Consider the following 13,691-nt stretch of genomic DNA (forward strand, 5'->3'; position numbering starts at 1 on the left):
ACACTCGCAATGAGGTGATAAATGGCTATCGCAGATCTGGATAAACAACCTGATTCTGTTTCTTCTGTGCTGAAGGTTTTTGGCATTCTGCAAGCGCTGGGTGAAGAGCGCGAAATAGGGATCACCGAGCTGTCGCAACGTGTCATGATGTCAAAAAGCACCGTTTATCGCTTTTTACAAACGATGAAAACGCTGGGTTATGTCGCGCAGGAAGGTGAATCTGAAAAATATTCGCTGACCCTGAAATTGTTTGAGCTGGGCGCCCGTGCGCTGCAAAACGTTGATCTGATCCGTAGCGCTGATATTCAGATGCGTGAAATTTCTCGTCTGACCAAAGAGACAATTCACCTCGGTGCGCTGGATGAAGACAGCATTGTCTACATTCATAAAATCGACTCCATGTACAATTTGCGCATGTATTCCCGCATTGGCCGCCGTAACCCGCTGTACAGCACCGCAATTGGTAAAGTGCTGCTGGCATGGCGCGACCGTGATGAAGTCAAACAGATACTGGATGGCGTGGAGTACAAGCGTAGCACCGCGCGCACGATTACCAGCACCGAGGCGTTACTGCCGATGCTGGATCAGGTGCGCGAGCAGGGGTACGGCGAAGATAACGAAGAGCAGGAAGAAGGCCTGCGCTGTATTGGCGTGCCGGTGTTCGACCGTTTTGGCGTGGTGATCGCCGGTCTGAGCATTTCGTTCCCGACGCTGCGTTTCTCCGAAGAACGTCTGCATGAGTATGTCGCTATGCTGCACACGGCAGCGCGTAAAATTTCTGAGCAGATGGGTTACAACGACTATCCATTCTGAGGTGAGCGCGCCCTGAGCCGTTCAGAAGCCAGCCGGTAGAAGATACCTGCTGGCTTTTTTATTGCCCTGAAAGGGGGCAGGAGAGTGGTTTCTCCCGCCAGAAAACGCATTAAAAAGGCATAACCACGTTATGCCTGATATTTATGCAGATGAATGGATGTGATGCCAGATTAGCCGTTATCGACCACCACGGCGCTTTTTCTGAATACAGGACAGTCTGACAGACCAATGATGCCGCTGTCAGTATGGACATATTGCGCTGTACTGGTGCCGCGAGCAGTCAGATATTGACATTGCAGACCCAGACCGGCGGCGTTCTCCTTGCTGCCAATCAGAACCCCATAGCCACTGAGCAATAAACCAATCCATACCAGAGCAATCAAAACAATCGCGCGAATGATCAAACGCATTACTACCTCTTTTCTTTTTTTGGTTAGAATAAGGGTAGCCTGAACGCCCACTGAAACAAGTGTATCATTCCTAAAAGTATATAATGTCGCTCCAGTTAGTTCCGGTTTAGATAACGCGTGGTAATTTGATGGCATAAGATGTGGATGCGGAGAGCGGAGTGAAAAAGTTTCGGTGGGTAATCCTGATTATTGTTGCGTTGGTATGTCTGCTGCTGTGGGCGCAGGTGTTCAACATAATGTGCGATCAGGATGTACAATTTTTCAACGGAATTTGTGCCATCAATAAATTTATCCCCTGGTGATAGCATTTTTACAACAGTTGATTACCTTCCCGTGTAGCAGTGGTAAAATACGGCGTCTACATTGAGGTGGTAACATGAACGAAGTTCTGAATTCTGGCGTACTGACTTTTACGTCTTTGATTGTATCGGTGGTGGTTCTGATTGTCGGGCTGGTCCTGTGGTTTTTTGTGAACCGGGCAAGTTCAAGAACAAATGAGCAGATTGAGCTGCTTGAAGCGCTGCTGGATCAGCAAAAGCGGCAAAATGCCTTGCTACGCCGTCTGTGCGAAGCTAACGAGCCTGAAAAAGTCGCTGAGGCCGAGTCTGAAGCGAAACCTCAGGAAGAGGATGACGATATCATCCGTCTGGTCGCTGAACGGTAACGACAAGCAGAGACAGGATGCGCGTCTGCCAGCCATTCCTTCAGGCAGGCCCATCCTGTTTTCATTAATGTAACCCTGTGTATACCGGGTCTGTTATTTCATTGATCATTTAATGCTTTAACTTAATCTCTCCTTAAATATATTTATCCATACGCTAATAATGTGATTATGTCGCTTTTGTGATAGCGATCGTTTTTATTAATAGCGAAACGTTTCTCTCACTTTTTTTGTGCATTGTCATCATTCTTTCATTATTTTGGTGCACAACCAAAGCACGTATTGGCTATCAGTGAAACGGATGAAAAATGGTCGAATACTTCGCATTTTTAAACAATATTGGTTTTTTTGCGTTGTGACAATTTATGCATTACAAAGCATAAAAAGTGATATCTGTTTACCGTATCGATAAGATCAACGCATGACCTGGAACAACCGAAGTTATTGAGCTATGGTAGAAAAGCCGCTGTACGGGCGTAAGCCTGTCGAAAGGCGCCTGGAGAAGCGAGAATATATCGTCGGGAACTGTGCCGCATAACTGTGCAGTTGATCTTTGATATCTCTCTGGATTTGTGCGACTGATCGAGACACGTTTAAAAATGGCTTGCCATAATTAACGTTGTATGTGATAACACGTTTTGGGTTAAACGAGGTACAGTTCTGTTTATGTGTGGCATTTTCAGTAAAGAAGTCCTGAGTAAACACGTTGACGTTGAATACCGCTTCTCTGCCGAACCTTATATTAGTGCCTCAAGCAGTAATGTCTCAGTTTTATCTATGTTATGCCTGCGGGCGAAGAAAACACTCTAAGGAATTTTGCAAATGGCAAAGATTAAAGGTCAAGTTAAGTGGTTCAACGAGTCTAAAGGTTTTGGCTTCATTACTCCGGCTGATGGCAGCAAAGATGTGTTCGTACACTTCTCCGCTATCCAGGGTAACGGCTTCAAAACCTTGGCTGAAGGCCAGAACGTTGAGTTCGAAATTCAGGACGGCCAGAAAGGTCCGGCTGCTGTTAACGTAACAGCTATCTGATCGACACCACTGATTTGAAGCGCCAAGGCGCATCAACCTCAGATATAAAGCCTCGCCAGTGCGGGGCTTTTTAATTCAGGTTCCTTCAAAATATTTCTGAATACACTTCTGTTAGCGCTTTGTTGCAAAGCCGCGATGTTCGTAGCATTGTTTTTCCCGCTTTCCCTCGTCAATTCCCGTTAAATCAATCACCTGAAAAACGACCTTGCTGGAGACCAGGTGAAAAAGAAAAGCGACGGCGCCGTGCGTAATTTTGCTCCCATCCGTTTTGTACTGCTGTGCGTGGCGATTTTGCTGAGCATGGGGTTATTGCTGGGACGCGTGGCGTGGTTACAGATCATCACGCCGACAAATCTGGTTAAACAAGAGGACAGGCGTTCGTTACGTGAGGTCACCACGGCGTCGCCACGCGGCATGATTACCGACAGAGAAGGGCGTCCGTTAGCCGTTAGCGTGCCGGTCAATGCGGTCTGGGCCGACCCGAAGACGATCGTCAGTAAAGGCGGCGTGGGGTATAACCAACGCTGGCAGGCGCTGGCGCAGACGCTGCATCTTTCACTGGCTACGCTGGCTGAGCGGGTAAACAGTAATCCAGCCGGGCGGTTTATCTATCTGGCGCGCCAGATTTCGCCGCAGCAGGCCGAATGGATCGATAAGCTCAATCTTCCTGGCATTAATCTGCGTGAAGAGTCCCGGCGTTTTTATCCGGCAGGGCATGTGGCGGCTAACCTGATTGGCTTTACCAACATTGACGGGCAGGGGATTGAGGGGATTGAGAAAAGTTTTAATGCCCAACTGACGGGGAAACCCGGTTCCCGCCTTGTTCGCAAAGATAAGTTTGGTCATGTCATCGAGAACATAACCGAAACAAATCCTGTGCCGGCGCATGAGCTTCAGCTCAGTATTGATGAACGCCTACAGACAGTGACGGAGGATGCGCTGGATAACGCCGTCACCTGGAACAAAGCGGAGTCCGGCGCGGCGGTACTGGTCAACATCGCGACGGGGGAAATTCTGTCGATGGCGAGCTTCCCGGACTTTAATCCGAATAACCGGGAAGGCGCCGTGCTGGATGATTTTCGTAACCGTGCCATCAGCGATACCTTTGAACCGGGTTCCACGGTCAAGCCGCTGGTGATCATGACGGCGCTTCAGCAGGGCATTGTCCAGCCCGACAGCGTGATTGATACGCATCCGTTTAATCTTGACGGCCACCGGATTCGTGACGTGGGGTATTACCCGGAGCTGAGTTTGACCGGAATCCTGCAAAAATCGAGTGATACCGGCGTGTCGCGTCTCTCGCTCGCTATGCCGGTTCAACGACTGCTGGATACGTATAAAGGCTTTGGCTTTGGGCAGTCTACGGGACTGGGGCTCACCGGGGAGAGCAGCGGCTTACTGCCGCAGCGTCGTTACTGGAGCGATCTGGATCGGGCGACGTTTGCCTTCGGGTACGGTCTGATGGTGACGCCGCTCCAGCTGGCGCACGTATATGCCACCATCGGCAGTTTTGGTATCTACCGACCGCTTTCCATTACGCGTATCGATCCGCCCGTTGTGGGGACGCGTGTGATGCCCGCCGAACTGGTGCATCAGGTTGAGCATATGATGGAGAGCGTCGCGCTCCCCGGCGGGGGAGGAACCAAAGCCGCAGTCAGAGATTATCGCGTGGCGGTAAAAACCGGTACGGCGAAGAAAATCGGCGATGACGGTAAGTATGTCGATAAATACGTGGCCTATACGGCGGGCGTGGCTCCGGCCAGCGATCCGCAGTTTGCGCTGGTGGTTGTGATTAACAATCCGCAAAACGGATCTTACTATGGCGGCGCGGTGTCGGCGCCGGTGTTCAGCCAGATTATGGGCGATGTTCTGCGCCTGGAAAACGTTAAACCGGACGGTATGCCTGCTGACTCCGATCACCTGTTAGTGATGCACGGCAACCGCCTGTCGTCCCCCTCGCTGTAAGTTATTTTCCCGGGGCGCAATTCGCGTTACACTTGCGCCCTAAAATTATCGGCCGGAGTTGTCATGTCGTTTTCTTGTCCCCTTTGTCATCAGCCACTTGCGCAGGTGAAAAACAGTTTTATCTGCCCACAACGGCATCAGTTTGATGTGGCGAAAGAGGGATACGTCAACCTGTTGCCCGTGCAGCATAAACGGTCACGGGACCCGGGCGACAGCGCCGAAATGATGCAGGCGCGCCGGGCATTCCTTGATGCCGGGCATTATCAGCCGTTGCGCGATGCCATCGTCAGGATACTTGCCGAACGGCTGGACGAGAATGCAACGTCGATTCTGGATATCGGCTGCGGTGAAGGGTATTACACGCATGCCTTCGCCGAAACGCTGGCGTCAGGCACCACATTTGGTCTGGATGTCGCGAAAGTCGCCATTAAAGCGGCGGCGAAACGTTATCCGCAGGTGACGTTTTGTGTGGCGTCAAGCCATCGTCTGCCTTTCGCCGACGCCTCTATGGATGCGATTGTCAGGATTTATGCCCCCTGTAAGGCTGAAGAGTTAGCGCGAGTGGTAAAACCGGGTGGTTGGGTAATCACCGCTACGCCGGGGCCGCGCCATCTGATGGCGCTAAAAGGGCTGATTTATGATGAAGTGCGTTTACATGCCCCACATACTGAGCAGCTTGAAGGGTTTACGTTGCAGCAAAGCATGGCGTTAGGGTATGAGATGCGGTTGCGCGGTAATGAGGCCGTTGCGTTGCTCCAGATGACGCCTTTCGCCTGGCGTGCAAAACCTGACGTATGGGAGCGGCTGGCGGCTTGCCAGCAGTTTGATTGCCAGACGGATTTCAGCCTTCACATCTGGCAACGTGAGCGTTAACCGTGGAAGTGTGTCCAGAGGATCTGGGCGCCGATACCGATAAGTACAGCCCCGCCAAGAATTTCCGCCCGTTTGCCGAGCAGCGGGCCGATAAAGCGCCCCACCATGATGCCCAGCGTGGACATGATTAACGTGGCACAGCCGATAGCCAGCGCGGTCGCAATAATGTTCACCTGCAAGAATGCCAGACCGACGCCAACGGCCATTGCATCCAGGCTGGTGGCGATAGCGGTAGTGACCAGCAGCCAAAAACTGTGGCGGCGTAACGGCTCGTCATCTTCGTCATTACCGCCACGAACGCCTTCGATAATCATACGAATCCCCAGAAACACCAGCAGGATGAACGCAACCCAGTGATTCCATTCCAGTACGAATTTACTGGCCAGCATACCCAGCCCCCAGCCGATCAGCGGGGTGATCGTTTCAACCGCGCCGAAAATAAGGCCGGTGCGCAGGGCTTCGGAGAATTTAGGTTTGTGTAGCGTGGCGCCTTTACCAATCGATGCCGCGAAAGCATCCATTGACATGCCGAAAGCGAGAAGAACAGTTGCGGTGATATTCATAACAGCGTCCTGACCGGGGTTCCATAAAACACATCACTGCCCCCAGCGAACATGCATACCTGAACATGGCGTTCATAAGCTATGCATAGCAGTTGATGTGCATATGGTCTCGCCTGACTGAAACTAGAGTGATATCAGTCCGTACGCGCCACGTTTTTCAACGAGTATGTTGACACGTACATTTCCTGAGTCTGGAAATCGGCTACTCCCCAAATGACGGCGCAACATTAACATATTTTGAGAATATAAAACAACAATGGAGAAATATTATTTGACTTCTAATTGAAAACGATTTTCATTTAGATTTAATTATCAATAAAACGTTAAAATAAATAACAAATCAGGCGGGATGAATATAGCCTTAGCTATGTTTTTTTGATCGCGAATATACTTAAAACATAGTTCAGGCTATATCTGTAACTCATTGAGATGAAACAAGAAGCTTATATATTCTTTCCAGATCGTCGATATTTCGTACGCGAATAAGCAGGCGCCGTTGTTCTAATTGCATCACCAGTACGCCATCTTCCGATAAATTCATCTCTTTAATACGGTTATATTCTATCCAGACATTGGCGAAGAAAAAACCTTTCTGTTTGAAGATGATCCTGGGGGCGCGAACCCAAAAAATATAAAACCCCATCAGCGCCAGTGCACATAATAACCATGTGGTAATTTGCGCGCCGTGACTGGTAACGTTGTTGTAGATAAGAATGGCGACCAGGCCGACGAAGATAACGCTATCAACACGACCACGACGCAGCAGAGGCACTGCAAGCAGAGTGGGGCCGTTACGGCGGGGCATGATGAACTGATCGTAGATGGCGTAAGCCAGTAACGCGACAATAAAAAGAACCAGCACCAGGTCCGTGACAGTCATTAATCCTCCAGATAAAAAAACCGGGGCCAAAGGGCCCCGGTAGTGTACAACAGAATTACAGACCCAGCAGGCCGCAAGCGTAACCGGCGATACCGATGACGAAGAAGCCAACGATGATCCACAGCGGGTTTACTTTCTTACGCAACAGCCACATACAGGCGAAGGTCAGCAGCAGCGGAACCAGACCCGGCATCAACTGATCGAGAATGGTCTGCACGGTGGTGACGTTTTCTTTACCCGTCTGGTCAGTGATGCGTGATACCACCAGCGGAATATTGACGTGCGTCCACTTGTTAACCAGCGCTCCCATGACAAACAGGCCGAGGATTGACGCCCCCTCAGTCAGTTTTTGCAGGAAGCCGCCGCCCATATCCTTAACGATATCGACGCCTTTACGGTAGCCGTAAGCCACGCCGTAGTAACGGGTCGCCAGACGCACCAGGTTAAACAGAATAAAGAACAGCAACGGCCCCAGCAGGCTGCCGCTCATCGCGATACCCGCGCCCAGCGCGGCGAATACCGGACGAACCGTACCCCAGAAGATCGGGTCGCCCACGCCTGCCAGTGGCCCCATCAGACCAACTTTGATACCGTTGATGGCACCATCGTCGATCTCCGCGCCGTTGGCGCGCTGTTCTTCCATCGCCAGCGTAACGCCCAGTACCGGAGCAGCAACGTAAGGATGGGTGTTGAAGAACTCCAGGTGACGTCTGATCGCCTGTTTACGCGCGTCGTTGTTTTCCGGGTACAGGCGTTTGATCGCCGGCACCATGGAGAAGCAGAAGCCCAGCGCCTGCATACGTTCGAAGTTCCATGACCCCTGGAACAGGTTAGAACGGATGAACACGCCACGAATATCACTCGGAGTGAGTTTTTTCTCAGTGGTAGTTTTAGTCATATCAACCATTTCGTTCACCTGTTAGTCCAGTTCGTTATCGAGATCGTTGTTACCAGCAGCCTGAGCTGGCGCACCGGCTACGCGGTTATATTTCGGGCTCAGCTGGATGTAGAGGATGGCCATTACCGCGCCAATTACGCCCAGAGCAACCAGGTTGAAGTTAGTGAATGCCGCAGTGACGAAGCCGAGGTAGAAGAACGGCATCAGATAGCCCGCGCGCATCATGTTGATGACCATTGCGTAACCGACAACCACGATCATGCCGCCGGCGATGTTCAGACCGCTGGTCACGACTTCCGGGATCGCATTCAGCATGCCCTGAACTTCACTGGTGCCGACAGAAATCGCCACGATAACCGCCGGAATCGCGATACGCATTGCCTGCAGGAACAGGGAGGATACGTGGATCCAGGACAGCGCCGTCAGGTTGCCGCTATCGGCCGCTTTATCCGCCGCGTGCTGGAATGCCACGGTGATGGTACGTACGATGATGGTCAGCACCTGACCTGCGGCCGCCAGTGGAATCGCCAGCGCGATACCTGCGCCAATGCCTTGATGACCGGCGATAACCAGTACGGTTGAAATAATGGAAGCCAGCGCGGCATCAGGCGCAACGGCAGCACCGATGTTCATCCAGCCAAGCGCGATCATTTCCAGGGTACCACCGATGATAATACCGGTTTTCATGTCCCCAAGAACGGCACCGATTAGCGTACAGGCCACCAATGGACGGTGGAACTGAAATTCATCAAGTACCGACTCCATACCCGCGATACATGCGACGATGAACACCAGCACAATCTGAAGAGTGGTAATCTCCATTGTACTTCTCCTATTGCTATACAGACTTAAGTGTGAATGCTAATTAAATGCCGGGTGGTTATTTCGCCACTTTGGCAATCAAATCCATCATTTTCAGTTTCTGATCGGTGGAAACTTTACGAACCTCAAGCTCGATACCGCGTTCGTTGAGCTTTTTAAAGGCGTCGATATCGGTCTCGTCGACGGAAACGGCGTTATTAACCTGCGTTTTACCCTGACGGAAAGCCATACCGCCAATGTTTACGGAAGTCACTTTCACGCCGCCTTCAACGATACGTTCCACATCGGTAGGGTTGGTGAACAGCAGCATCACACGTTCGCCTGCGTATTTCGGGTTGTTGTAGACACGAATCATCTTGGCAACGTCTACCACATGCGCCGTTACGCCCGGAGGTGCCACCTGTGTTAACAGCGTTTTACGTACGGTGTCCGCCGCCACTTCATCACTCACGACGATGATGCGGGTGACGTTGGTCTCTTTGGTCCAGCGGGTGGCGACCTGGCCGTGAATCAAACGGTCATCAATACGGGCGAGACCGATTACCATGTAATCGTTGGGTCCCATTGGTTTAGCGGGCGCCGCCGCTTTTGGCGCAGCAACCGGCGCCGGAGCGGCTTTTTCAACCGGTTTCGCTTTCAGCGCTTTCACGCCTTCACGACCGGTTTCTACCGCCAGAGCGACTAATTCGTCAAAGCTCGGATTGTCATCGCGGGCCATGAACGTTTCCACCAGCATCGGAATATTGACGCCAGCAATGACTTCATAGTGCTCTTTGTCGACGACAATACGGCTGGCAGCATTAAATGGACTGCCTCCCCATGTATCAACGAGAAACAGCACGCCTTTGCTGGTATCGAGTTTTGCCAACTGAGCGTTGTACTTTTCAATCAGCGTTTCGGCATTTTCGCCTGGAACGAAATCGATCCAGCCGACGTTTTCCTGCTCGCCTAACAGCATTTCTGCTGTTTTAAGTAACTGCTCTGCAGCCCAACCATGTGTGCCTATAACAATAGCAATGGTCACTTGCTACCTCCTTTATTATCGTTAACACATCAACGTGACAGATGTATTTTGAATCGCCGTCCGCACTCGAATCGATTCAGATAAGGGTTATAATGAAAAAACAGTTATTTCCGGGAATTATTTTAGATAGCGAAAAAAATATTTTATGTGATGAAGATCCGCAATTTAGCTTTCACATCAGAGAAATTTCGTAGTGTAAAATATCCCTGTAACATCTCATTGCAAAGGAAGGTAAATCTTTGCCAAAAAGACATTGTCTCTGTTATGTTTAGCTTCCGTTTAATTAGTAAGGAGTATAGGGCAGTAGCCCGCCGTATGGATCGTCACCGACGTCATTTCACTTTAAGGCCGTATCAGGCCTGTCTGTCTGGCTCTTTTGGCCGCAACCTTAATTCGCATATTGCTTTCTCGCCTGTTCGCTATTCCTTAAGCAGGAGCTTGTCATGGAATTCTTAATGGACCCCTCAATCTGGGCGGGTTTGCTCACGCTTGTTATCCTCGAAATTGTTCTGGGTATTGATAACCTGGTCTTTATCGCGATTCTGGCTGACAAGCTGCCGCCAAAGCAGCGTGATAAGGCGCGTCTTATCGGTTTGTCGCTGGCGCTGGTGATGCGCCTGGTCCTGCTGTCCATCATTTCGTGGATGGTGACTTTAACGAAACCGCTCTTCACCGTCTGGGATCTCACCTTCTCAGGGCGCGATCTGATCATGCTCATCGGGGGTCTCTTCCTCCTGTTTAAGGCCACGACGGAGCTGCATGAGCGCCTGGAAAACCGCGAGCATGACTCGGGGCACGGCAAAGGCTATGCGAGTTTCTGGGTCGTGGTAACGCAGATCGTTATCCTTGATGCCGTCTTCTCCCTTGACGCGGTAATTACCGCCGTGGGTATGGTTAACCATCTGCCGGTGATGATGGCTGCCGTGGTGATTGCGATGGCGGTGATGCTGCTGGCGTCTAAGCCGCTTACCCGTTTCGTCAACCAGCATCCGACGGTTGTAGTGCTCTGTCTGAGCTTCCTGTTGATGATCGGTCTGAGCCTGGTGGCGGAAGGTTTTGGCTTCCATATTCCGAAAGGGTATCTGTACGCTGCTATCGGTTTCTCAATCGTCATCGAATTGTTCAACCAGATTGCGCGTCGTAACTTTATTCGCCATCAGTCAACGTTACCGCTACGTGCACGCACCGCAGACGCCATCCTGCGACTGATGGGCGGTAAACGTCAGGCGAGCGCGCAGCACGAGTCTGACAGCCCGGCGACGGTGCCTGTACCTGAAGGCGCGTTTGCTGAAGAAGAGCGTTATATGATCAACGGCGTGCTGACCCTGGCGTCCCGTTCGCTGCGCGGCATCATGACGCCTCGCGGTGAAATCAGCTGGGTGGATGCTGACCTGAGCGTGGATGAAATCCGCGAACAGTTACTCTCTTCTCCGCACAGCCTGTTCCCGGTGTGTCGCGGCGAACTGGATGAGATCATCGGTATTGTTCGCGCGAAAGAACTGCTGGTGGCGCTGGAAGAGGGCGTGGATGTGGCCGCGATTGCTTCGGAATCACCAGCGATTGTCGTCCCGGAAACGCTGGACCCGATTAATCTGCTGGGCGTCCTGCGTCGCGCTCGCGGCAGCTTCGTCATCGTCACCAACGAGTTTGGCGTCGTGCAGGGGCTGGTTACGCCGCTGGACGTGCTGGAAGCGATTGCCGGTGAGTTCCCTGATGCCGACGAAACGCCTGAGATCATTACCGAAGCGGGCGGCTGGCTGGTGAAGGGGGGGACGGATCTGCATGCCCTGCAACAGGCGCTGGATGTCGATAACCTGGTGAACGACGAGGAAGACATCGCCACCGTCGCAGGATTGGTTATCGCCGTAAACGGTCATATCCCGCAGGTGGGCGATGTTATCGACGTTGCGCCGCTTCATATCACGATTGTCGAAGCGAACGACTACCGTGTTGATTTGGTTCGTATTGTTAAAGAACAACCTGCTCACCACGAAGACGAATAAGCGCCGTTCCCCGGTAAAACCGGGATCTAACGAAACGGCATAACGGGCGTCATGTGTCCGTTATGCCGGGCGGGCGGCGGTGCGCTACCCGCCAGCCACTGAGGAAAATCGTGAAGCGGCATAGGCCTTGCGAACAGAAATCCCTGCAACGCTTGAACGCCGTGTCCCCGCAAATATTGCGCCTGCTCTCGCGTTTCAACGCCTTCCGCCACCAGTTCAATATTCAGCCTTTGCCCCAGCGCGATGATGATATCGGTCACCGTGGAGTTCACCGCATCAGTACCGATCGCCGCGGTAAATGATTTGTCGATCTTCAGCACGTCCGGGCGCAATTTCTCCAGCCATGACAGCGAGCTGTTGCCGGTGCCAAAGTCATCAATGGCGAGCTTCACCCCTTTACGGTGGAGTTCACGCATCAGCCGATAATCGACGTCCAGTAAGGCGTCCCGTTCCGTCAGCTCAAGCACAAGTTGCTGAACAGGATGGGCGCTGAACCAGTAATGATTGAGATCTTTTAATAGCATGCCATGACGAAAATGGCTGGCCGCAACGTTGATGCCGATATGGAACTGGCTGTTCATCGGGAAGAAATGCCGCTGCCGAATGGTTTCCGCAATGACATAGCGGGTAAGGGGGGCGATCAGGTTGTGTTCTTCAGCGATAGGGATAAAAACATCGGGAGAAATCCATCCCTGTCGCGGGTTATTCCAGCGCAGCAGGATCTCAACCCCCACGCATTGCTGCGTACGGGCATTTAACAGCGGCTGGCAAAACAGTTCAAATTCACGGGCGGCAAGGGCGAGATTGATCTCCCATGAAAAACTCATTCTGCTGGCCGTTGCCAGCCAGGCAAGGTATCCCACCAGTAAACTCAGCATCACCGCCAGCGGCAGCTGCGTCGGCAGGTGGCGTAGCGCCAGCTCGCCAGCGCCGGGCCCCGTCACGCTGATGGTGAAGGGGAAGTGCTGGGATGCGCGCTGATAACGTTTTTCACCGTTCAGGGCGGGTAGCGCCTCCACCACCCCCTGACCATAGAGCAAGTGGCGGTTGCCGACCGTCAGGCTTGCGCTGGCGATCTGCGGCTGTTGCGGTTCAAGCAGCATCATCGCCAGAAGATCAATATTGACGATCTCAAAGAGCCCGTTTTTGCCATCAGGCGATGACGGATACCACTGAATCAGAATCGGGCTGTCTTTGAGCAGGGACTGATCGGTAGACAGCAGCAACAGGTTGTTCGGCGCGGGCAGATCGGGTTGTAGCTGGTGAATCGGCACGTCGCGTGAGCCAAAGATACTGGAGCAGTAGAGAATACCGTTCTGAACCAGACCAATGGAACGCACGGTTTGCAGTCTGGCGACCTGTTTACGCAGGGGAAAATGCGCGGTCGGGCAGGGTTGTCCTACCAGGGGCAGCAGGAGATCGCGCCCGGCCTGTAGAGGGCGGAGCACTTCATCCAGCGTCTCTACGGCGTGAGCGGCGAACGTTTCGGTGCGGTGCTGATTTATATTTCGCTCCGAAATAAATCGGATACTCAATGTGAGGATAAGCGTGATCAGCGCACAGACCGTACAGACGATGAAACGATTGCGGCGATAATTTTTAATGATCCGTTGTGCTGTTTGCATGCGGGCCGCCTGATAAACCGTTGGTCACAAAAGCCAATTGCAACACAGCAAGTGTAGTGGGGAAATTTACCGCAGACGAGATTGATGAGAAAAATTCGCCCATCAGTGGGAGATGGGCGAAG

Annotated in this window: 16 protein-coding genes; 9 read left to right on the forward strand and 7 right to left on the reverse strand. The window is 52.1% G+C overall.

Annotated features, from left to right (window positions below; translation table 11 throughout):
* The first annotated feature begins 21 nt into the window (after window positions 1-21).
* Window positions 22-813 (forward strand): DNA-binding transcriptional regulator KdgR, encoded by a 792-nt coding sequence (gene kdgR / locus OGX80_RS20150; RefSeq protein WP_012132042.1) that lies wholly within the window; start codon window positions 22-24, stop codon window positions 811-813.
* A 170-nt stretch (window positions 814-983) separates the two neighbouring features.
* Here the strand turns inward: kdgR and OGX80_RS20155 are convergent, their stop codons facing one another.
* On the reverse strand, window positions 984-1,223 hold the full coding sequence (locus OGX80_RS20155; protein WP_024130264.1) for a YobH family protein: 240 nt from the start codon (window positions 1,221-1,223) through the stop codon (window positions 984-986).
* Between the two features lie 158 nt (window positions 1,224-1,381).
* Between OGX80_RS20155 and mgrB the strand changes: the two genes are divergently transcribed.
* The 6 genes from mgrB to rlmA all read left to right on the forward strand — a co-directional run bounded on the left by mgrB (window position 1,382) and on the right by rlmA (window position 5,754).
* Window positions 1,382-1,525, forward strand: a complete 144-nt coding sequence (mgrB, locus tag OGX80_RS20160; RefSeq protein ID WP_024130265.1) for a PhoP/PhoQ regulatory lipoprotein MgrB — start codon at window positions 1,382-1,384, stop codon at window positions 1,523-1,525.
* Between the two features lie 74 nt (window positions 1,526-1,599).
* Window positions 1,600-1,887: a YebO family protein gene (locus tag OGX80_RS20165; protein ID WP_012132046.1), complete on the forward strand. Its 288-nt coding sequence runs from the start codon at window positions 1,600-1,602 to the stop codon at window positions 1,885-1,887.
* Window positions 1,888-2,550: 663 nt separating this feature from the next.
* Entirely contained in the window at window positions 2,551-2,694 is a 144-nt protein-coding gene (locus OGX80_RS20170) for a DUF2627 domain-containing protein (RefSeq protein WP_001537930.1), read from the forward strand.
* Between the two features lie 12 nt (window positions 2,695-2,706).
* The gene (gene cspE, locus OGX80_RS20175) at window positions 2,707-2,916 is read left to right on the forward strand and encodes a transcription antiterminator/RNA stability regulator CspE (RefSeq protein ID WP_001062678.1); all 210 of its coding nucleotides are present in this window, start codon (window positions 2,707-2,709) and stop codon (window positions 2,914-2,916) included.
* 219 nt (window positions 2,917-3,135) lie between these two features.
* Entirely contained in the window at window positions 3,136-4,881 is a 1,746-nt protein-coding gene (ftsI2, locus tag OGX80_RS20180; protein WP_047463226.1) for a peptidoglycan DD-transpeptidase FtsI2/PBP3(PARA), read from the forward strand.
* 63 nt (window positions 4,882-4,944) lie between these two features.
* The gene (gene rlmA / locus OGX80_RS20185) at window positions 4,945-5,754 is read left to right on the forward strand and encodes a 23S rRNA (guanine(745)-N(1))-methyltransferase (RefSeq protein WP_012132049.1); all 810 of its coding nucleotides are present in this window, start codon (window positions 4,945-4,947) and stop codon (window positions 5,752-5,754) included.
* Here rlmA and mntP read toward each other — a convergent pair.
* From mntP to manX, 5 genes are all read right to left on the reverse strand, one after another.
* Window positions 5,751-6,317, reverse strand: a complete 567-nt coding sequence (gene mntP / locus OGX80_RS20190) for a manganese efflux pump MntP (protein WP_115181548.1) — start codon at window positions 6,315-6,317, stop codon at window positions 5,751-5,753. The two genes, rlmA and mntP, sit on opposite strands and share 4 nt — an antisense overlap.
* A gap of 421 nt (window positions 6,318-6,738) precedes the next feature.
* Window positions 6,739-7,197: a DUF986 family protein gene (locus OGX80_RS20195; RefSeq protein WP_012132052.1), complete on the reverse strand. Its 459-nt coding sequence runs from the start codon at window positions 7,195-7,197 to the stop codon at window positions 6,739-6,741.
* A 55-nt stretch (window positions 7,198-7,252) separates the two neighbouring features.
* Window positions 7,253-8,104 (reverse strand): PTS mannose transporter subunit IID, encoded by an 852-nt coding sequence (gene manZ / locus OGX80_RS20200; protein WP_012132053.1) that lies wholly within the window; start codon window positions 8,102-8,104, stop codon window positions 7,253-7,255.
* A 12-nt stretch (window positions 8,105-8,116) separates the two neighbouring features.
* Window positions 8,117-8,917, reverse strand: a complete 801-nt coding sequence (gene manY, locus OGX80_RS20205) for a PTS mannose transporter subunit IIC (protein ID WP_012132054.1) — start codon at window positions 8,915-8,917, stop codon at window positions 8,117-8,119.
* Window positions 8,918-8,975: 58 nt separating this feature from the next.
* Window positions 8,976-9,941, reverse strand: coding sequence for a PTS mannose transporter subunit IIAB (manX, locus tag OGX80_RS20210; protein WP_047463231.1), 966 nt, complete (start codon window positions 9,939-9,941; stop codon window positions 8,976-8,978).
* A 315-nt stretch (window positions 9,942-10,256) separates the two neighbouring features.
* Here manX and OGX80_RS22465 point away from each other — a divergent pair, with 315 nt between their 5' ends.
* Window positions 10,257-10,397: a protein YoaL gene (locus OGX80_RS22465; protein ID WP_371320444.1), complete on the forward strand. Its 141-nt coding sequence runs from the start codon at window positions 10,257-10,259 to the stop codon at window positions 10,395-10,397.
* The gene (gene yoaE / locus OGX80_RS20215) at window positions 10,385-11,944 is read left to right on the forward strand and encodes a CNNM family cation transport protein YoaE (protein WP_047463233.1); all 1,560 of its coding nucleotides are present in this window, start codon (window positions 10,385-10,387) and stop codon (window positions 11,942-11,944) included. The genes OGX80_RS22465 and yoaE overlap by 13 nt, the downstream gene beginning before the upstream one ends.
* 26 nt (window positions 11,945-11,970) lie before the next feature.
* On the opposite strand, the gene pdeD is transcribed toward yoaE, so the two are convergent.
* Window positions 11,971-13,569: a cyclic di-3',5'-guanosine monophosphate phosphodiesterase PdeD gene (gene pdeD / locus OGX80_RS20220; RefSeq protein WP_071258569.1), complete on the reverse strand. Its 1,599-nt coding sequence runs from the start codon at window positions 13,567-13,569 to the stop codon at window positions 11,971-11,973.
* Between the last annotated feature and the right edge of the window lie 122 nt (window positions 13,570-13,691).

It is taken from the genome of Citrobacter sp. CK194 (genome assembly GCF_030333395.1).
GTDB lineage: Bacteria > Pseudomonadota > Gammaproteobacteria > Enterobacterales > Enterobacteriaceae > Citrobacter_B > Citrobacter_B koseri.